At 58.5% G+C, this 17,829-nt stretch carries 16 protein-coding genes and 1 pseudogene; 10 read left to right on the top strand and 7 right to left on the bottom strand.

The window, feature by feature from the left end; all coding sequences use genetic code 11:
- Positions 1–84: 84 nt before the first annotated feature.
- Positions 85–915, bottom strand: a complete 831-nt coding sequence (locus AC1DMK_RS27525) for a transporter substrate-binding domain-containing protein (protein WP_037067372.1) — start codon at positions 913–915, stop codon at positions 85–87.
- 253 nt (positions 916–1,168) lie between these two features.
- On the opposite strand from AC1DMK_RS27525, the gene AC1DMK_RS27520 reads away from it, so the two are divergent.
- Complete coding sequence (locus AC1DMK_RS27520) at positions 1,169–3,064, top strand: bifunctional sugar phosphate isomerase/epimerase/4-hydroxyphenylpyruvate dioxygenase family protein (protein ID WP_477863556.1); 1,896 nt, start codon at positions 1,169–1,171, stop codon at positions 3,062–3,064.
- Positions 3,065–3,073: 9 nt separating this feature from the next.
- On the opposite strand, the gene AC1DMK_RS27515 is transcribed toward AC1DMK_RS27520, so the two are convergent.
- The gene (locus tag AC1DMK_RS27515; protein ID WP_037067458.1) at positions 3,074–3,748 is read right to left on the bottom strand and encodes a GntR family transcriptional regulator; all 675 of its coding nucleotides are present in this window, start codon (positions 3,746–3,748) and stop codon (positions 3,074–3,076) included.
- Positions 3,749–3,812: 64 nt separating this feature from the next.
- Positions 3,813–4,481 (bottom strand): GntR family transcriptional regulator, encoded by a 669-nt coding sequence (locus AC1DMK_RS27510; RefSeq protein ID WP_037067455.1) that lies wholly within the window; start codon positions 4,479–4,481, stop codon positions 3,813–3,815.
- 508 nt (positions 4,482–4,989) lie between these two features.
- Here AC1DMK_RS27510 and AC1DMK_RS27505 point away from each other — a divergent pair.
- Positions 4,990–5,118 (top strand): annotated as a pseudogene (locus AC1DMK_RS27505) (ArsR family transcriptional regulator); the annotation flags it as partial.
- Between the two features lie 162 nt (positions 5,119–5,280).
- On the opposite strand, the gene AC1DMK_RS27500 reads toward AC1DMK_RS27505, so the two are convergent.
- Genes AC1DMK_RS27500 through AC1DMK_RS27485 form a run of 4 tightly spaced genes read right to left on the bottom strand, consistent with a single transcriptional unit; the run spans position 5,281 to position 10,321 of the window.
- A complete protein-coding gene (locus tag AC1DMK_RS27500) occupies positions 5,281–5,814 on the bottom strand; it encodes a sarcosine oxidase subunit gamma family protein (protein WP_477863555.1) in 534 nt (177 codons plus the stop codon).
- Positions 5,807–8,770 carry a sarcosine oxidase subunit alpha family protein gene (locus AC1DMK_RS27495; protein ID WP_477863554.1) on the bottom strand — a complete coding sequence of 988 codons (2,964 nt, stop codon included), beginning with the start codon at positions 8,768–8,770 and terminating at the stop codon, positions 5,807–5,809. The genes AC1DMK_RS27500 and AC1DMK_RS27495 overlap by 8 nt, the downstream gene beginning before the upstream one ends.
- A complete protein-coding gene (locus AC1DMK_RS27490; protein ID WP_037067366.1) occupies positions 8,767–9,045 on the bottom strand; it encodes a sarcosine oxidase subunit delta in 279 nt (92 codons plus the stop codon). The genes AC1DMK_RS27495 and AC1DMK_RS27490 overlap by 4 nt, the downstream gene beginning before the upstream one ends.
- A gap of 25 nt (positions 9,046–9,070) precedes the next feature.
- Positions 9,071–10,321: a sarcosine oxidase subunit beta family protein gene (locus AC1DMK_RS27485; RefSeq protein ID WP_477863553.1), complete on the bottom strand. Its 1,251-nt coding sequence runs from the start codon at positions 10,319–10,321 to the stop codon at positions 9,071–9,073.
- A gap of 91 nt (positions 10,322–10,412) precedes the next feature.
- Between AC1DMK_RS27485 and AC1DMK_RS27480 the strand changes: the two genes are divergently transcribed.
- The 8 genes from AC1DMK_RS27480 to AC1DMK_RS27445 all read left to right on the top strand — a co-directional run.
- Positions 10,413–11,372, top strand: coding sequence for a GlxA family transcriptional regulator (locus AC1DMK_RS27480; protein WP_477863552.1), 960 nt, complete (start codon positions 10,413–10,415; stop codon positions 11,370–11,372).
- A 63-nt stretch (positions 11,373–11,435) separates the two neighbouring features.
- Positions 11,436–12,113: a helix-turn-helix domain-containing protein gene (locus AC1DMK_RS27475; protein WP_477863551.1), complete on the top strand. Its 678-nt coding sequence runs from the start codon at positions 11,436–11,438 to the stop codon at positions 12,111–12,113.
- Positions 12,114–12,210: 97 nt separating this feature from the next.
- Positions 12,211–13,113 (top strand): class II glutamine amidotransferase, encoded by a 903-nt coding sequence (locus tag AC1DMK_RS27470; RefSeq protein ID WP_477863550.1) that lies wholly within the window; start codon positions 12,211–12,213, stop codon positions 13,111–13,113.
- A 38-nt stretch (positions 13,114–13,151) separates the two neighbouring features.
- Positions 13,152–13,838 (top strand): GltB/FmdC/FwdC-like GXGXG domain-containing protein, encoded by a 687-nt coding sequence (locus tag AC1DMK_RS27465; RefSeq protein WP_037067357.1) that lies wholly within the window; start codon positions 13,152–13,154, stop codon positions 13,836–13,838.
- Between the two features lie 18 nt (positions 13,839–13,856).
- Positions 13,857–15,185, top strand: coding sequence for an FMN-binding glutamate synthase family protein (locus AC1DMK_RS27460; protein ID WP_037067355.1), 1,329 nt, complete (start codon positions 13,857–13,859; stop codon positions 15,183–15,185).
- 87 nt (positions 15,186–15,272) lie between these two features.
- Positions 15,273–16,580 (top strand): type III glutamate--ammonia ligase, encoded by a 1,308-nt coding sequence (gene glnT, locus AC1DMK_RS27455; protein ID WP_477863549.1) that lies wholly within the window; start codon positions 15,273–15,275, stop codon positions 16,578–16,580.
- Positions 16,581–16,690: 110 nt separating this feature from the next.
- A complete protein-coding gene (gene purU, locus AC1DMK_RS27450; RefSeq protein WP_477863548.1) occupies positions 16,691–17,575 on the top strand; it encodes a formyltetrahydrofolate deformylase in 885 nt (294 codons plus the stop codon).
- A gap of 3 nt (positions 17,576–17,578) precedes the next feature.
- On the top strand, positions 17,579–17,829 hold a 251-nt coding region (locus tag AC1DMK_RS27445), incomplete at its 3' end, for a tetrahydrofolate dehydrogenase/cyclohydrolase catalytic domain-containing protein (protein ID WP_477863547.1).

Below are 17,829 nucleotides of genomic sequence, written 5' to 3'. Positions count from 1 at the left end.
AGCCACCTCTCGATATGGTGGTGGCGTTGGCGGGCATCGCCGGGATGCCCGCCTTCTGGGTCAAGCTTTCGATAGACTGAGCCGTCAGTTCGCCGCGAACGGGATGCCGTCGAGGCTTTCCGGGAAAGCCGGAACCGGGACCTTCATCCACTTGTCGTAAACTGCCTTCAGCTCACCGTTTGCCTTGATCTTGTCGATGAAGGTGTTGAGCGCTGCGTTTATTTCCTTTTCGCCGAGACGCGTGCAGGCGCCATTGTAGAGCTTCTGGAATTCAAGCTTGTTTTCGAATTCGCCCGGACGAGCCTTCTCCACGCGGTTCATGTAGAAAATGTTGCCGCCGAGTGTGTCGACCTGACCCGAAACGAGCGCCTGGACGCTCGCCGCGTCCCCATCATAACGTCGTATCGTCGTGTTCGGCGGCGCGTTCTTGGTCACCTGCGTGTCCTGAGCAGCCCCCTTCGCCACACCGACCGTAAACTTCGCCATGTCGGCATTTGTCTTGATTTCTGCCGATTTCGGTCCGATCAGGACGATGGCATTGGCAACGTAGGGTTTGCTGAACTGCACGGCTTTTGCCCGGTCCGGCAGCATGGCCATCGTCGCAAAGAGAACGTCAACACGGCCAGCGGTCAGCGCGGGAATGCGGTTGTTGACTTCAAGCGGCACGAACTCCACGGGAACGCCCAGTTCCTTGCCGAACAGGGTCGCGATGTCGGCATCGAGCCCGTCCTGCTTGCCGCCACTGGTGACAAAGCCCCAAGGGGGGTTGTCCCCCTGAATTCCGACGATGAGCTTGCCTTTGGCCTTGATCTCTTCTGGCGTAATTGCGGCCGCCGGCTGCGCCAGGGTGACGGCAGTCACCAGGGCTGCTGCTCCAAGCATGGCATTTCGGCGCGTCAGCATAGACTTGAACATGTAAATTCCTCCTCCTTTGGCGGTCGTTCGACCGGACAGCCACCCTCACCTTTGACTGTGGGGGAATGATTGCCAGAGACGGACCATGAAATCAACCGAGTTTTTCGAAATCGTATGAGAATTTATAATATGCCAAGCTAATTGAAATTCTCACGACATTTGCAATAATAGTAGAGAGCGATTTTGAGTTGGCGCCTATGCCAGGCGCCAACCCTGTTTGACTCTCCTCGCACGCACAGCGGAAGGCTTTGAAATGCGGACCTCGATTGCAACTGTCACGATCAGCGGCGAACTGCCCGAGAAGCTCGAGGCGATCGCTCGGGCCGGCTTCGATGGCGTCGAGATCTTTGAAAATGATTTCCTGGCCTTCGACGGAAGCCCGGCGGATGTCGGAAGGCTTGTTCGCGACCATGGCCTGGAGATCACTCTGTTTCAGCCGTTTCGTGATTTCGAGGGCATGCCGGAACCGCTTCGAAGTCGGACGTTTGATCGGGCGGAACGGAAGTTCGATGTGATGCAGGAGCTTGGAACGGATCTGGTGCTTGTTTGCTCGAACGTCTCGCCGGCGTCTGTCGGGGGTATCGATCGTGCCGCAGCGGACTTCCGCGAACTCGGCGAGCGCGCCGCCAGACGCGGCCTGAGGGTGGGCTACGAGGCGCTCGCATGGGGTCGCCATATCAACGATCATCGCGATGCCTGGGAAATCGTTCGCCGCGCCGATCATCCGAATGTCGGTCTCATCCTCGACAGTTTTCATACGCTGTCGCGCAAGATCGACGTCAATTCCATTCGCTCGATCCCCAAGGAGAAGATCTTCATCGTGCAGCTTGCCGATGCCCCGTTGATCGACATGGATCTGCTGTACTGGAGCCGACATTTCCGAAACATGCCGGGCGAGGGCGACCTGCCTGTCACCGCGTTCACCGAAGCCGTCGCAGCGACTGGCTATGATGGCTACTTCTCGCTCGAAATCTTCAACGATCAGTTTCGGGGCGGCTCGTCGCGTGCGATCGCGGCCGATGGTCATCGGTCGCTGATCTACCTTGGCGACCAGGTGCGTCGCGACCTCGGCGATGGATATCTGACCGGAGCGGCGATGCCGAAAAGGGCGGCCGTCAAGGGTGTCGGCTTCGTGGAGTTTGCCACCGACGAGGATGACGCCATCGAGTTGGTTGCCTTGCTCCACACTCTCGGATTCCGCAAGACGGCGGTCCACCGCACGAAGAAGGTCTTCCTCTTCGAACAGGGCGAGATCCGGATCCTCGTCAATGTCGATCAGGCTGGATTTGCGAACGCGGCCTACGCCGTCCATGGCACTTTTGCGTATGCCATCGCACTCGTCGTCGATGATGCCGCAAAGGCCTATACTCGCGCCCTTGCGCTCGATGCCGAAGCCTTCCTTCAGCCTGTTGCAGAAGGCGAACTGGAGTTGCCCGCCATTCGCGGCGTGGGGGGCGGGGTCGTCTATCTCATTGACGACAAGAGCGCATCGGCTCGCTTCTCGGAGATTGACTTTATGCCGGTCGCAGACGAGAGCGGCACGGCCTCAGCCGGCCTTCTCCGCATCGATCACATCGCCCAGACCGTGGCCTATGATGAAATGCTCACCTGGCTGCTGTTCTACACATCGATCTTTGAGACCGGCAAGACCCCGATGGTCGACATCATCGATCCGGCCGGGGTCGTTCGCAGTCAGGTCGTCGAAAACGAAACCGGGCAACTCCGCATCACCATGAACGGAGCTGAGAACCGCCGCACCCTGGCAGGGCATTTTATCGCCGAGAAGTTCGGATCGGGCATACAGCACCTGGCGTTTGCGACAGTCGATATCTTTGCAACAGCGCGGGAGTTGCGGGCGTGCGGTTTCAAATCCCTCCCTATCTCGCCGAACTACTACGACGACGTCGAGGCGCGCTTCGGCCTCGATCCGGCATTGACGGAGCGTTTGAAGTCGGAAAACATCCTCTATGATCGCGACGAGCACGGCGAGTATTTCCAGCTCTACAGCGGAACATATGGCGAGGGTTTCTTTTTCGAGATCGTCGAGCGCAGCGGCTATCGCGGATACGGCGCACCGAACGCCATCTTTCGGATTGCCGCCCTGAAAAAGCAGATGCGTCCCGAAGGCATCCCGAAAGACGCGCTCTAAGATCTCGATTTACAGGATCCGGCCGCTCTTGAGCACATGTTCCACGCCGCTTTGGACGTGCCGTCTGACGACTTCCGTCGCCCCGGCGACGTCACGTTGAATGGAAAGCTCAAACAGGAGCCTGTGGTCATCGACCACCGGCTTTCCGCGAAAGCTTTCGGCCAGCATATGGTAGCGAAGAAAGCGGTCGAAGACAGACGACAGTGTCGCCATCAGCGTCGAGGAGTTGCAGGCCGAGACGATCGCCTGATGGAACTCCCAGTCGTATCGCACCCAGTCGACGGTGCGCGAGACATCGCCCGCGAGGAGCTTGCGTTCAGCCGCGGCAAGCCTGTGATGCGCGGCGACGATCCGCCCCTCCCATTCGAGATTTCCGGCTGCGAATGCAAGGCCGATCGCATGCGTCTCAAGAACAATCCTGAGGTCCGCCAGTTCAAGGAGCTCGCGCCGCGACGCCGGACTGACTTCGAAACCGCGCTGCCCTTCGGCGACAACGAGGTTTTCCGTGGTCAGGCGGCTCAGGATTTCACGCAGCGATGAAATGCCGATGGAATAGCGCTCCTTCGCCTGCTCCAGCTTGATCTTGGTCCCCGGTGGCAATGTTCCGGAAATGATGTCCTGGCGTATTTGCCGGAAAACGACGTCGCTTACTGTTTCAGCCGGGTCTTGGACGTGCTTGAGCATGGGTTTTCCTGATTTGCCGAGAAGGCGTCGATGTGTGGTGCGAAGAGAGACGTGCCGATCAAGTCTATTTCAGCGTGCCTCTCGCCAGCGCATGTTCGACGCCGCCTTGTATATGCAGTGCAAGCACCCGCTTGGCTGTCTCGCCATCACGGCGCAATGCCGCCTCGAGGAGCTGCTGGTGTTCGTTGGCTGCGACCTCACCACGATAGGACAAGGCGACCATCTGATATCTGAGGTATCTGTCGAAGATCACCGAGTGCGTCTCCATCAACAGCTTCGATCCACAGGCGGATATCAAGGCCTGGTGGAACTCCCAGTCGTAACGCTTCCAGTCTTCCGCCCTGCTGGTGTCGCCTAAGGCCATCACCTTTTCCATCCGCGCCAGCTTGTAATGAGCAGATACCAGGGGAGCCTCCCATTCGACGTCGCCATACATGAACGACTGCTCCAGGGCATGGGTCTCAAGAAGAAGCCTGAGTGCCGCCGTCTCCTTGAGGTCGGCAACGGACACCGGGGACACTTCGAACCCCTTTTGCCCCTCGGCCAGAACAAGCCCCTCGGAGGAGAGCCGGTTCAACACTTCTCGCAGCGTGCTGATGCTGGTTTCGTAGGCCTCCTTCAAGCTTTCCAGCTTCAACTTTTGCCCGGGAGCCAAGCGACCGAAAATGATATCGGCGCGAATTCGCCTGTAGCTGCTCTCCGCAATGGTCTCACTCAGGATCTGCTGCGACATCAAGGGGTCTCTGATATTTCCTATATCGTCGGATATATCGCTTTTTGCCAACTCCAATCAAGCGGACATCCGAGAATGCCCGGCACAATTTTTCTCATATGATTATCTGCAATAGGCCTGGCATTCACCAGGACGCTATCAGACGGCGCACTACTGTTGATCCGAAGCCGGATCAGGAATGGAGCCGAGACACGCATTCTGCCAAACCAATGCTCGCGCTCATGGCGGAGATGCCCATCAAGGACATCTGACCTTCGGTTAAAGGCAGGGAATCGATGAAGTCATCCAATTCCTTGACGTGCTGCGGGTCCAGTTCGCCGTGCATCCTACAAGTGCGAAACAGTGGCTTTGGAAGGCCTGCCGACGCTCGAGATCGTCGTAGACGTCCGCGGTTCCCGGATCACTTTCCAGTACCGACCGGTTCACTTTCCAGTACCGCGATGTATCCAAGCAACCCAACCGGATGATGGATGAAAAATCCAGTCGTACTGGGCGCCGACGAACGCTGCATCGCAAGGTGCTGGGCGAGCGAATTTCAAAACTCCCCTATGTCGCTAGCACGTCGACCAATGTGGCGATGGCGACCGTCAAGGAGAGCGGGAGCGGCATCGTCTTGCCGATCATCGGAGCGACCTGACTTTCGGCGTGGTCCAGTCCCCGGTCCCGATACGCTTGTCATCGCTTGTCATCGCTTGGCCCGCGGGAAGCCCGTCCTGCTATGGAATATGTATCCGCAATCCTCTGGTCTTTGGGTGTCGCAGAGGCCGAGATCGATCAACGTCCTGCTCGGCAGGACATCTTAGGCAAACTCGGCACTCATGCGCGCCAGATCGTCCCATAGGCTTTCGGCGAAGCCGCGCAAAACGATGATCTCAAACGCGTCTTGACCAACGCGGGTTAGATGGGCGGCAATGTGGCCGATCAACGTGCTTGCCGAGTGTCCGATCGCAAACTCGTTCACGGACAAATCGAGGGCGGTTCCCTTGGAAAGGACGCGCTCAGCCTTCCTGCCCTGGACAAGAATACGAACGCGACCATGGCTTTGATCTACCCCCGTCGCCTTGGGCTGTAGACCTTCGAGTAGCGCAGTCATTTTCTCATGCGGCGTCGGTTCGTCGCTCACCAAAAACCATTGGTATGGTGCCACAGGGCGAACCGCATTCAGCTTGTCGCCGGCCAGCTTGTGTAAAAGCGGCTGCATGTCACCTCCGAACCTGCTTGCCAAAACGTGAATGATGGTACCCTCGGCCAGGGCCGACAGAGTGACGGAAGAGCCGATGATCGCTTGCCTGGCTCCAAGGGCGGAACGGTGGATGGCGCGCAGCTTAGACATGAAGCCTCTCGTTTTCAGGATCGAAGAAAACCGGATTGCATAGACGGGCTGCGGTGAATTCGTTTCGAAGACCGTTCCAAACGACCACCTCTTCGCCGTGTCGTTCCGGACCCCGGTTTACGAGAGCCAAGCCGATGGTCGACCCCAGATGCGGGGAAAACGCACTCGATGTTACGTAGCCCTGATCATTCTCAAGGGTCGCCACCGCATCCTTACCGATGATATGCGAGCCAGAACGGAAGCTTTCCCTGGGATCGAGTGGCATTACGCCGACGAGCGCTGGCCGCTCGCACGACATGAGGCCCTCGCGCCCGAGCAGGGCTCTGCCGATAAAGTCGGGTTTGGACATCGAAACCATCCTGCCGAAGCCCAGGTCTGCCGGGACGACCGTGCCGTTGATCTCGTTGTGGGTGACATGTCCCTTCTCGATACGCAAAACACTCAGCGCTTCGACGCCGTAGGGTTGAAGTCCGTGTTGCTGCCCAATGTCCATCAATGCGTCAGCAACGCTTTCAGCATAGCCGGCCGGCACCGCTAGCTCGTAAGCGAGTTCGCCGGAGAACGAGATACGGAAGAGCCGTCCGCGGAGTGCTCCTGCAAAGAGCGAGATCTCCCTGGCTGCGAGGAAGGGGAATGCCGCATCGGAAATGTCGTCATCGACTGCCTGCTGCAGGATGAGCCGTGCCTTCGGCCCGGCAACCGCCATCTGCGCCCACTGATCGGTGACGGAGGCCATGCGAACGTCGAGATCCGGCCAGAGCACCTGCGAGCAGAATTCGAGATGGTTCATGACGCCAGCAGCATACGCTGTCGTGGTGGTCATGAAGTAACGCTCCTCTTCGAGCCGGCTCGTCGTGCCGTCGTCATAGATCATGCCGTCTTCGCGAAGCATCAGCCCGTAACGCGCTTTTCCGACCGGCAGTTTCAGAAACGCGTTGCAATACACCCGATTGAGAAATTCGGCGGCATCCTTGCCGCAGATCTCGATTTTTCCGAGCATCGACACATCGCAAATGCCAGCGTTGGTCCGGACATTGATGACTTCTCGATCAACGCTCTCGCGCCATGTCGTTTCGCCGGCGCGCGGGAACCAGGAAGACCGGTACCAAAGTCCGGTCTCAACGAAAGTTGCGCCATGCTTCGTGGCCCAGTCATGCAGCGGCGATTTGCGCACGGGTTGGAAGTGGTGGCCGCTGTGGGCTCCGGTCAGCGCGCCGAAAGATACCGGCGTGTAGAATGGTCGAAAGGTGGTGGTACCTACCTCTGCCGGTGAAACGCCGCGTGCTTCTGCAAGAAGCCCGATGGCATTGACGTTTGAGAGCTTGCCCTGATCCGTGGCCATGCCGTTTGTCGTGTAGCGTTTTGCAAGCTCGACGTGGTCATAGCCTTCCTGTACCGCAAGGCCCAGATCCTTGCGGTGGACATCGTTCTGGAAATCAACGAACGCCTTGCTCGTCACGCCAGGAATGCGCCATAGGGGTTTGGCTGCGGGCGCAATGATATCACCCTCGACAGCCCCGAATTCGGCGGCATGCGCCGAAAAGCCCAGTTCGACAGCAAGTGCTGCGCCGAGGCGCGCACCATCGGCGAGACAGTTGGCGAGGCCACACGTTGCTGCGGCCGCTCCGGCAATTGCAAGGCCCTGCAGGTTCGCCGGTGCCAGGAACGCGCCGTGTTGCTCGGACCAGGCAGGTTTTCCGCTGCGATGGCATGCGAGATGGATGATCGGACTGAAGCCTCCTGCCATGGCAAGGGCGTCCACATTCAGCTTTTCGATGCGACCGTCCTGCCAGATTTCGATTGCCGACAGTTGCCGGCGGCCGCGTGCGTTCGAAACCATCGCTCCCTTGATCAGCCGGGCGCGGCCGGAGTAGGCAACCGATACGTTTGCTCTGCTGTCGATGATAGCGCAAACCTCGGTGCCGGCGGCCTCCAGATCGCGGGCAAGCGCGTAACCGCTGTCGTCGGTGGTAAAGACGGCAGTCGTCTTCCCGGGCGCGACAGCGTAACAATTGAGGTAGGTCCGCATGGCCGTTGCCATCATGACGCCAGGAATGTCGTTGCCGCCAAATACCAGCGGGCGCTCTTCTGCGCCGCTCGCCAGCAACGCGCGCTTTGCGACGATACGCCAGAGCCGTTCCACCGGCACATTGTCGGTCGGATGCCGGATATGTTTCTGCACTCTCTCGACGGCGCCAAACACGTTGCCGTCGTACCAGCCAAAAACTGTCGTTCTGGTCAGCACCTGGACGTTCGGAAGCGATTGGAGCTCGGAAAGGATGCGATTTGCGAGCTCTGCAGCGGGCCTGCCATCGATCGAAGCGGTCTCCGAGCGAAGGGAGCCGCCGACTGAAGAATGCTCGTCGACGATGATCACGCGTGCTTTGGAGCGCGCGGCCGAGAGGGCGGCCGCCAGGCCTGCCGGACCGGCGCCAATCACCAAAAGGTCGCAATGCGCCCATGTCTTTTCATAGCTGTCGGGATCAGCCTCGTAACTCGCCTTGCCGAGGCCGGCGGCGCGGCGAATGAAAGGCTCGTATAGTTTTTCCCACAAAGCAGCGGGCCACATGAAGGTCTTGTAGTAGAACCCGGCGCTGAGGAACGGCGACAAAAGGCTGTTGACCGCACCAAGGTCGAAGGTGAGCGAGGGCCACCGGTTCTGGCTTGTCGCTTCCAGTCCCTCATAGAGTTCCTGCATCGTGGCGCGGGTGTTGGCCTCCCTGCGGCCCCCTTGTCCGATTGTCACGAGTGCGTTGGGCTCGGCCGCGCCAGCGGTGAGGACACCGCGTGGGCGATGATACTTGAAACTCCTTGCGACGAGCTGCCTTCCATTCGCCAACAAGGCGGATGCCAGGCTGTCGCCCTGGAAGCCGACCAAGGCTTTGTCATCGAAGGTGAAGGAAAGCGACGCATTTCTGTCGACGAGGCCGCCCCTTTGCAAACGATAGGATGTCATGATTGAACGCCAGCCTCTTGTGCGCGCGCCGCATCGTGGCTTTTTTCGATTTCATGGGTAGCCGTGTCTCGCGTAACCACCAGCCAGCGTCGGCAGCCAGATGTGTGGTGCCAATATTCCGCGTAAGAACCGCGTGGATTGTCGCGCAGGTAGACGTAGTCGATCCAGCGCCCGGAACCGGCGTCCGGGCTGGGGCGGTCCAAGACCGCGCCCTTGATCGTGAATTCTTCTTTCGGTCGTCTTCCGCAATGCGGGCATGGGACGAGGCTTGCCATCTTCTCTATTTCCTCAGTCGTATCTTCAGTGAAGATTGGGCTGCGCGCCCATACCTTTTTCGTCGAGCAGATAGCCGCGTTCGAAGCGATCGAGCCGGAAAGCACTTGCGGTCTGGTGTGGCGCGCCGCGCGCCAAAAGATGTGCGAAGCAATAGCCTGACGCAGGCGTCGCCTTGAACCCGCCGTAGCACCAGCCCGCGTTGAGATAGAGATTATCAATCGGTGTCCGGTCGATGATGGGAGAACCATCCATCGACATATCCATGATGCCACCCCAGGATCGCAATACCCTCACGCGTGAAAGCCCCGGTATCATCGCCTTGCCCGCTTCGGCGACATGCTCCACCGTCGCGAGATTTCCACGCTGGGCGTAAGAGTTGTATCCGTCGATGTCGCCACCGAACACCAGACCGCCCTTGTCGGACTGCGACACGTAAAAATGGCCCGCACCGAATGTCACGACGCCGTCAACGAATGGCTTCAGCCCTTCGGAGACGAAGGCCTGAAGCACGTGGCTTTCCAGCGGAAGCTTCATGTCGGCCATCTCCGCGACACGGGACGAGTTGCCGGCCGCCGCAAGTGCCAGCTTCCCACAGCCGATAAATCCTTTCGTTGTGTCGACCCCGACCACCCGGCCATTCTCGCGCCGGATGCCCGTAACCTCACAGCCCTGAAGGATATCGACGCCGCGCGTATCTGCTCCACGGGCGTAACCCCAGGCAACGGCGTCATGGCGAACCGTGCCTCCACGGCGCTGCAGAAGGCCTCCTTGTATGGGGAAGCGCGCACTTTCATAGTCGAGAAACGGAAGCATCTTGCGCACCGCAGCCCGATCGAGCAGATCGGCATCAACGCCGTGCAGGCGCATGGCGTTGCCACGGCGCGTATAGGCATCACGCTGCGCGTCAGAATGGAATAGGTTGAGCACGCCGCGTTGCGAGACCATGGCATTGAAGTTGAAGTCCTGTTCCAGTCCCTCCCATAGCTTCATCGAGAGTTCATAGAATGGATTGTTGCCGGCAAGCAGGTAGTTGGAGCGTATGATCGTGGTGTTGCGGCCGACGTTGCCGGAACCGATATAGCTCTTTTCGAGGACGGCTACGTTGGTGACGCCGAATTCCTTCGCGAGATAATAGGCCGTCGCCAGACCGTGCCCGCCGCCGCCGACTATAATGACATCGTAGTGGGGTTTCGGCTGTGGCTGGCGCCACACAGGCTGCCAACTCTTGTTGCCGCGCAGACCATTGAGAAATACCGAGAGAGCTGAATAGCGCATCGCTGCCGGGTCCTTGAAATTCTCATAACGCCTATCACGAAGGCGCCTGGAGTCATTGCGCAGATGAGCCATTTTCAGATAACAATGAGCCATGACTCTACCGGACACCAGGAGCCTCCAGCGCATCGGCTTTATCCTGGTCAGGAACTTTGCGCTGATGAGCTACGCATCTGCCATCGAACCGTTGCGCGCTGCAAATCTGCTCGCGGGGCGATCGTTGTACGAAATCGTGCCACTGTCGCTTGAAGGGTCGTCGATCGCGAGTTCCTCTGGTATCGCGGTGGACTGCCACGATTTTGCAGCGCATGGCGACAGCTGTCACACCGTGTTTGTCTGCGCAGGTGGCGGACCCGCCGACTGGACAGGGACGTCCGTCCTTCATGCGGGGCTCCGACGGCTTGCGCGGAAAGGCGTCAGGATTGGGGGGATCTCCAGCGGTTCCTATGTCCTGGCGGAAGCCGGCCTTTTGAACAATCGCGACTTCACCATCCACTGGGAACATGCTCCCGTACTGAAGGAGACCTTTGCCCAACTCGCGCCGCGCCAAGCGCGCTTTGTGATCGATGGTGGCCGCATAACCTGCGGTGGTGGCGTGGCACCCCTGGACATGATGCACGCGATGATCGCGGAGCGGATGGGGGGTGACTTCGCCCGAAGGGTGAGCGACTGGTTTCTGCACACAGCGGTCGCCGAGCCCGCGGCCCCTCAGCGTGGCTCGGCTGCGGAACGTTTTGGCACCACCCACGCTGCGCTGCTCAGCATCCTTGAGACGATGGAAACCACGATTGAGAAACCGCTCGACCGATCTTCCATGGCGAGATTTGCCGGCATCAGTTCCAGGCATCTCGATCGGTTGTTCCGGGAGCATCGGCGGTCGACATTCTCGGACACATATCGCGATATTCGACTGCGCCATGCCCGGCGGCTGCTTGAGCAGAGCCCGCTGTCGATATCCGAAATCGCTTACGCCACAGGCTTTTCAAGCGCGGCCCATTTTACCAACTGTTTCAAGAGGCTCTTCGGCACGACACCCAAACGCGTTAGGCGCTGAATCTTTCCTTTGAATTGTGAAATATTTACTGAGAAGATAGAGCGATGCTTTTAAGGAGATAAAATGCCACCGCAGAAAAACAAGGCCGCCGAGAAGGCAGCCATGAAAACTGCTTTCGAACAGAACCCCCACGCTGTTCGCGAGCCGCGGCAGAACAATCTCGAGATGGCGATCGGTCACGAAGTGCGCGAATGCCGTCGCAAACTTGGGATCACAATTACAGATCTCGCCGCGGCAACCGGCATGTCCATGGGGATGCTTTCCAAGATCGAGAACGGCAATATCTCTCCGTCATTGACAACCCTGCAGGCCGTATCAAAGGCGTTAGGCGTGCCGATAACAGCCTTCTTCAGGGGTTACGAAGAACCACGGACGGCGACCTTCGTCAAATCGGGGCAAGGTGTCAATATCGAGAGGCGGGGCACGCGCGCCGGGCATCAGTACAACCTGCTTGGACACATCGACAACAACAGCAGTGGTGTTGCGGTCGAGCCGTACCTCATCACGCTGACAGCTGAATCGGACGTGTTCCCGACATTTCAACACGATGGAATGGAATTTCTCTACATGCTGGAAGGCGAGGTGGTCTATCGCCACGGCGATCAGCTGTATCATATGCAGCCAGGCGACAGCCTGTTTTTCGACGCGGACGCGCCCCATGGCCCGGAGCAGCTCGTGCAACTTCCCTCCCGCTACCTCTCCATAATTTCCTACCCCCACAAGCGCACAAACCGCGATTGACACGAATTGCCTCACAAGAAAAAAATATTCTTGTAGGTTGATTGCTCAAAATTCATCTGGTAGCACTTTGTTCAGACGCGAACGGAGATGCTCAGCCATGTGCGGTATAGTTGGACTATTTCTCAAAGACCGAAGCCTTGAGCCGAAGCTCGGCGAATTGCTCTCGGACATGTTGATCACGATGACAGACCGTGGACCCGACTCCGCCGGCATCGCGATCTATGGCGCTTCGACTGCGGGCAAGACGAAGATCACCGTGCAGTCGCCCGATGCCGAACGCGGCTTTGCCAACCTTGGCAGCGAGTTTCAAAAGTCCGGCATCGAAGCTGCCGTGACGATCAAGAGCACCCATGCCGTGATCGATACAAACGCCTCAGCCGACGACGTGCGGAGCTTCATTGCGCAAAGATTCCCAGGGCTGCGGATCATGGGTTCGGGCGACAGCGTGGAGATCTACAAGGAGACGGGCCTCCCCAGGGATGTGGTGGCTCGATTTGGTGTTCGGGCCATGACCGGCAGCCATGGCATTGGCCACACGCGAATGGCCACGGAATCCGCAGTCACCACGCTCGGCGCTCACCCGTTTTCGACGGGCGCAGATCAGTGCCTGGTTCACAATGGCTCGCTCTCAAATCACAACAATCTTCGCCGCGAGCTTGTCGCAGAAGGCATGACGTTTGAAACCCAGAACGATTCCGAAGTCGCGGCCGCCTATCTCACGTCGCAGATGGCAAAGGGCAAAGACCTCGGTGAGGCTCTGACGGGCGCTCTCGACGACCTCGACGGCTTTTTCACATTTGTGGTGGGCACCAAGTCGGGCTTTGGCGTCGTTCGCGATCCCATCGCCTGCAAGCCTGCTGTCATGGCCGAAACAGAGCAGTATGTTGCTTTCGGTTCGGAATACCGCGCGCTGGTCAATCTTCCCGGCATCGAGAACGCACGTGTCTGGGAGCCGGAGCCGGCGACTGTCTACTTCTGGGATCACGAAAAGGCGGCCTAACCGTGAATGTCAGTTCAAAGCAAGAAAGTACCCGAACTATGCCAGTCTTCGATCTGTCGATCACACCGCTGCGTGAGTTGAACAGCGCTCTGCACAATATTTCCTCGGGAACCAACGACACCAATTTCGAGGTCGTTAATCCGCGCGGGAGCCATTCCGTGGCTGTCGGGATCGACGCGCCGGTGACAGTGGATGTTCGTGGCTCCGTCGGATATTATTGTGCCGGCATGAATGACGGCGGCACGATCACCGTGCACGGCTCTGCGGGGCCGGGAGTTGCCGAAAACATGATGTCCGGCAAAGTCGTCATTGAAGGTGACGCAAGCCAGTATGCCGGCGCGACCGGGCGTGGCGGTCTTCTTGTCATCAAGGGAAATGCGTCCTCGCGCTGTGGTATTTCGATGAAGGGCATCGACATCGTCGTTCATGGAAACATTGGCCACATGTCTGCCTTCATGGGTCAGTCTGGCCACCTTGTCGTGCTTGGCGATGCAGGCGAGGCGTTGGGCGACTCGCTCTATGAAGCAAAGCTCTTCGTACGCGGAACGGTGAAAAGCCTGGGGTCCGACTGCATTGAAAAGGAGATGCGACCAGAGCATTTCGCCAAGCTTTCCCAATTGCTGGACAAGGCAGGCGTTGCCGACGTGAAGCCCGAGGAATTCAAGCGCTACGGTTCGGCCCGCAAGCTCTACAACTTCAATATCGACAACGCCGACGCGTACTGAGCGGCGAAAGGGTAAGATATGTCATACCACAATCCTCCGACCCCGCCGCGCAAGTCAGCTACCTTCGACGATTATACGCTGGCCGAAATCAGGCGCGCGGCCGCCACCGGTATCTATGATATTCGCGGCGCCGGCACGAAGCGCAAGGTCCCTCATTTCGACGATCTTCTATTTCTCGGAGCGTCGATTTCACGCTACCCACTCGAAGGCTACCGGGAAAAATGCGACACCTCCGTGGTGCTCGGCACGCGATTTGCAAAAAAGCCAATCCATCTGAAGACCCCCATCACGATTGCGGGCATGAGCTTCGGTGCCCTTTCAGGCAATGCCAAGGAAGCGCTAGGGCGAGGCGCGACAATCGCCGGGACGTCAACCACCACCGGCGACGGCGGCATGACAGACGAAGAGCGCGGCCATTCTCAGACACTTGTCTATCAGTACCTTCCATCGCGCTATGGCATGAATCCAAGAGACCTGCGCCGCGCGGACGCAATTGAGATCGTCGTCGGTCAAGGCGCCAAGCCGGGCGGTGGCGGTATGCTGCTCGGTCAGAAGATTTCCGATCGTGTCGCCGAGATGCGTAATCTTCCGAAGGGGATCGACCAGCGATCGGCGTGCCGTCATCCAGATTGGACCGGTCCTGACGACCTCGAGATCAAAATACTCGAGCTGCGCGAAATAACCGATTGGGAAAAGCCGATCTATGTCAAAGTTGGCGGCGCACGCCCCTACTATGACACCGCACTTGCTGTGAAGGCGGGGGCCGATGTCGTGGTGCTTGACGGCATGCAGGGCGGCACCGCAGCAACGCAGGATGTCTTCATCGAAAATGTCGGCATGCCAACGCTTGCCTGCATTCGCCCGGCCGTTCAAGCACTGCAAGATCTCGGCATGCATCGAAAGGTTCAACTGATTATCTCAGGTGGCATCCGATCCGGTGCCGATGTCGCCAAGGCACTCGCTCTTGGTGCAGACGCGGTGGCGATCGGCACCGCCGCCCTTGTCGCTCTCGGTGACAATGATCCCCGCTGGGAGGATGAGTATCAGAAGCTTAACTCGACTGCTGGTGCTTATGACGATTGGCACGAAGGCAAGGACCCGGCCGGGATCACCACCCAAGATCCTGAGTTGGCAATGCGCCTTGACCCTGTGGCTGCCGGCCGGCGGCTCGCCAACTACCTGAAGGTCATGACCCTTGAGGCGCAGACGGTGGCGCGTGCCTGCGGCAAAAACCACCTGCACAATCTCGAGCCGGAAGACCTTTGCGCGCTGACGATGGAGGCAGCAGCGATGGCACAGATCCCTCTGGCCGGCACAAACTGGTATCCTGGCAAGGCAGGCTTCTGACCGATCGCCAAACCGGTGGTCTGTGTTTGGGAGAGCGCGGACCAACCCACCTTAAAAGTGTCTTGTATTCATAAAAAGGGGAATAAAGTGACACTGGAACTGTCAAAGTTCGCTGCTGATAGAAGCATCAAATATTTCATGATAAGCTACACGGACTTGTTTGGTGCGCAACGCGCCAAACTGGTTCCGGCCGAAGCGATCGCAGGCATGCAAGAAGACGGGGCCGGATTTGCCGGTTTTGCCACATGGCTCGATCTCTCACCTGCCCATCCCGACCTGTTTGCCATTCCCGATGCCTCTTCTGTCATCCAGCTTCCGTGGAAAAAGGATGTCGCATGGGTCGCTGCCGACTGTGTCATGGAAGACAAGCCGGTTTGTCAGGCTCCTCGTGTCGTTTTGAAGCGTCTTGTCGCCGAGGCGGATAAATTGGGTCTTCGCGTCAAGACCGGCGTGGAACCGGAGTTTTTCCTGATCTCGCCGGACGGCTCCAGGATTTCCGACGAATTCGATACCGCCGAAAAGCCATGCTACGACCAGCAAGCCGTGATGCGCCGCTATGACGTCATCGCGGAAATATGCGACTACATGCTCGAACTCGGCTGGAAGCCCTATCAGAACGATCATGAAGACGCCAATGGTCAGTTCGAGATGAACTGGGAGTATGACGACGCCCTTCAGACCGCGGACAAGCACTCGTTCTTCAAGTTCATGGTCAAGTCCGTTGCGGAGAAGCACGGGTTGCGCGCCACCTTCATGCCCAAGCCCTTCAAGGGCCTGACCGGAAACGGATGCCATTGCCACATCTCCGTCTGGGATAACGAGGGCAGGACAAACGCCTTTGCCGACAAGGCAGCACCGTTTGGCCTGTCTGCCAAGGGCAAGACCTTCCTTGGCGGTATCATGAAGCACGCTTCGGCCCTGGCCGCGGTCACCAATCCGACGGTCAATTCCTACAAGCGCATCAATGCGCCCCGAACGATCTCGGGCGCGACCTGGGCGCCGAATACCGTCACTTGGACCGGCAACAACCGCACCCATATGGTACGCGTGCCCGGACCTGGGCGGTTTGAGCTCCGTCTCCCGGACGGTGCGGTCAATCCCTACCTTCTGCAGGCAATTATCATTGCCGCCGGGTTGAGCGGATTGAGGACCAATGCCGATCCGGGGCCGCACTACGACATCGACATGTACAGGGAAGGACACACAGTAACGGACGCCCCAAAGCTTCCGCTCAATCTGCTTGACGCATTGCGCGCCTATGAGAAGGACACCGAGCTCCAACAGGCGCTGGGAACCGAGTTCTCTGCGGCGTACCTCAAAATGAAGCACGGCGAGTGGAATACCTATTGTTCTCAGTTCACGTCGTGGGAGCACCAGACAACACTGGATATCTAAGGCAGTCAACGCAATCGGATGCCGGAGCGCGGATCTCGCGCTCCGATGGCTGCATGTGCCTGCAAACCTGGACTGCTGAACTGCGACCTGGCCCAACAAGGATCTTCACCGTGAAAAACATCGTTTTGACTGTCACCTGCAAATCCACGCGAGGGGTCGTTGCGGCAATCTCAGGCTATCTCTCCGGCAAAGGCTGCAACATCGTCGACAGTTCGCAGTTTGACGATTTGGACACAGGTAGGTTTTTCATGAGGATCAGCTTCATCTCCGAGGCTGGCGTGTCCGAAGAAGAGATCGTCAGGGACTTCGCGCCCGTCGCGGCTCCCTTCGCCATGGATTTCGAGTTTCATAATAGCGAGAAGCGTATGAAGGTCCTCCTGATGGTCTCTCGCTTCGGCCATTGTCTCAACGATCTGCTTTACCGTTGGAAAATTGGTGCCTTGCCGATCGATATCGTCGGTGTGGTCTCCAATCACTTCGAGTATCAGAAGGTTGTCGTCAATCATGACATCCCCTTCCACCACATCAAGGTGACCAAGGAAAACAAGCCGCAGGCCGAAGCCCAACTGCTCGACCTCGTCAAGCAGAGCGGAACGGAGCTCATCGTTCTGGCACGGTACATGCAGGTTCTCTCCGACAAACTCTGCAAGGAGATGTCGGGGAAGATCATCAATATCCACCATTCCTTTTTGCCGAGTTTCAAAGGTGCCAACCCCTACAAGCAAGCCTATGAGCGCGGGGTCAAGCTGATCGGTGCGACCGCGCACTACGTGACAGCCGACCTCGACGAGGGGCCGATCATCGAGCAGGACACGGCGCGGATTACCCATGCACAAAGTGCAGATGATTACGTTTCGATCGGCCGGGATGTCGAAAGTCAGGTGCTCGCGCGGGCAATCCATGCCCATATCCATCATCGCACCTTTGTCAACGGCAATCGAACGGTCGTATTTCCCGCGAGCCCAGGCAGCTACGCGTCGGAGCGCATGGGCTGAGCGATGGTTGAGATCATCGACGGCAAACAGGTGGCAGCATCCGTAATCGAAACGGTCAAGGCCGCGACATCTGCACTGGAAAAGCAAAGCGGCGTCAGGACCGGACTTGCCGTCATCATCGTCGGTGACGATCCGGCAAGCCATGCCTATGTGAGTTCCAAGAGCAAGATGGCGAAGGAATGCGGCTTCAAATCCGTCCAGCAGACGCTGCCGGTCGAAACCAAGCAGGAAGAGCTGGCGGCCCTGGTGGCGGC

The sequence above is a fragment of the Rhizobium sp. 05L419 genome (assembly GCF_056397845.1).
This window is presented reverse-complemented; position numbering and strand designations above follow the sequence as displayed.

Coding starts and splice junctions, on each gene's coding strand:
- AC1DMK_RS27525 (WP_037067372.1), bottom strand. CDS start 915: ATGTTCAAGTCTATGCTGACGCGCCGAAATGCCATGCTTGGAGCAGCA.
- AC1DMK_RS27520 (WP_477863556.1), top strand. CDS start 1,169: ATGCGGACCTCGATTGCAACTGTCACGATCAGCGGCGAACTGCCCGAG.
- AC1DMK_RS27515 (WP_037067458.1), bottom strand. CDS start 3,748: ATGCTCAAGCACGTCCAAGACCCGGCTGAAACAGTAAGCGACGTCGTT.
- AC1DMK_RS27510 (WP_037067455.1), bottom strand. CDS start 4,481: ATGTCGCAGCAGATCCTGAGTGAGACCATTGCGGAGAGCAGCTACAGG.
- AC1DMK_RS27500 (WP_477863555.1), bottom strand. CDS start 5,814: ATGTCTAAGCTGCGCGCCATCCACCGTTCCGCCCTTGGAGCCAGGCAA.
- AC1DMK_RS27495 (WP_477863554.1), bottom strand. CDS start 8,770: ATGACATCCTATCGTTTGCAAAGGGGCGGCCTCGTCGACAGAAATGCG.
- AC1DMK_RS27490 (WP_037067366.1), bottom strand. CDS start 9,045: ATGGCAAGCCTCGTCCCATGCCCGCATTGCGGAAGACGACCGAAAGAA.
- AC1DMK_RS27485 (WP_477863553.1), bottom strand. CDS start 10,321: ATGCGCTATTCAGCTCTCTCGGTATTTCTCAATGGTCTGCGCGGCAAC.
- AC1DMK_RS27480 (WP_477863552.1), top strand. CDS start 10,413: ATGACTCTACCGGACACCAGGAGCCTCCAGCGCATCGGCTTTATCCTG.
- AC1DMK_RS27475 (WP_477863551.1), top strand. CDS start 11,436: ATGCCACCGCAGAAAAACAAGGCCGCCGAGAAGGCAGCCATGAAAACT.
- AC1DMK_RS27470 (WP_477863550.1), top strand. CDS start 12,211: ATGTGCGGTATAGTTGGACTATTTCTCAAAGACCGAAGCCTTGAGCCG.
- AC1DMK_RS27465 (WP_037067357.1), top strand. CDS start 13,152: ATGCCAGTCTTCGATCTGTCGATCACACCGCTGCGTGAGTTGAACAGC.
- AC1DMK_RS27460 (WP_037067355.1), top strand. CDS start 13,857: ATGTCATACCACAATCCTCCGACCCCGCCGCGCAAGTCAGCTACCTTC.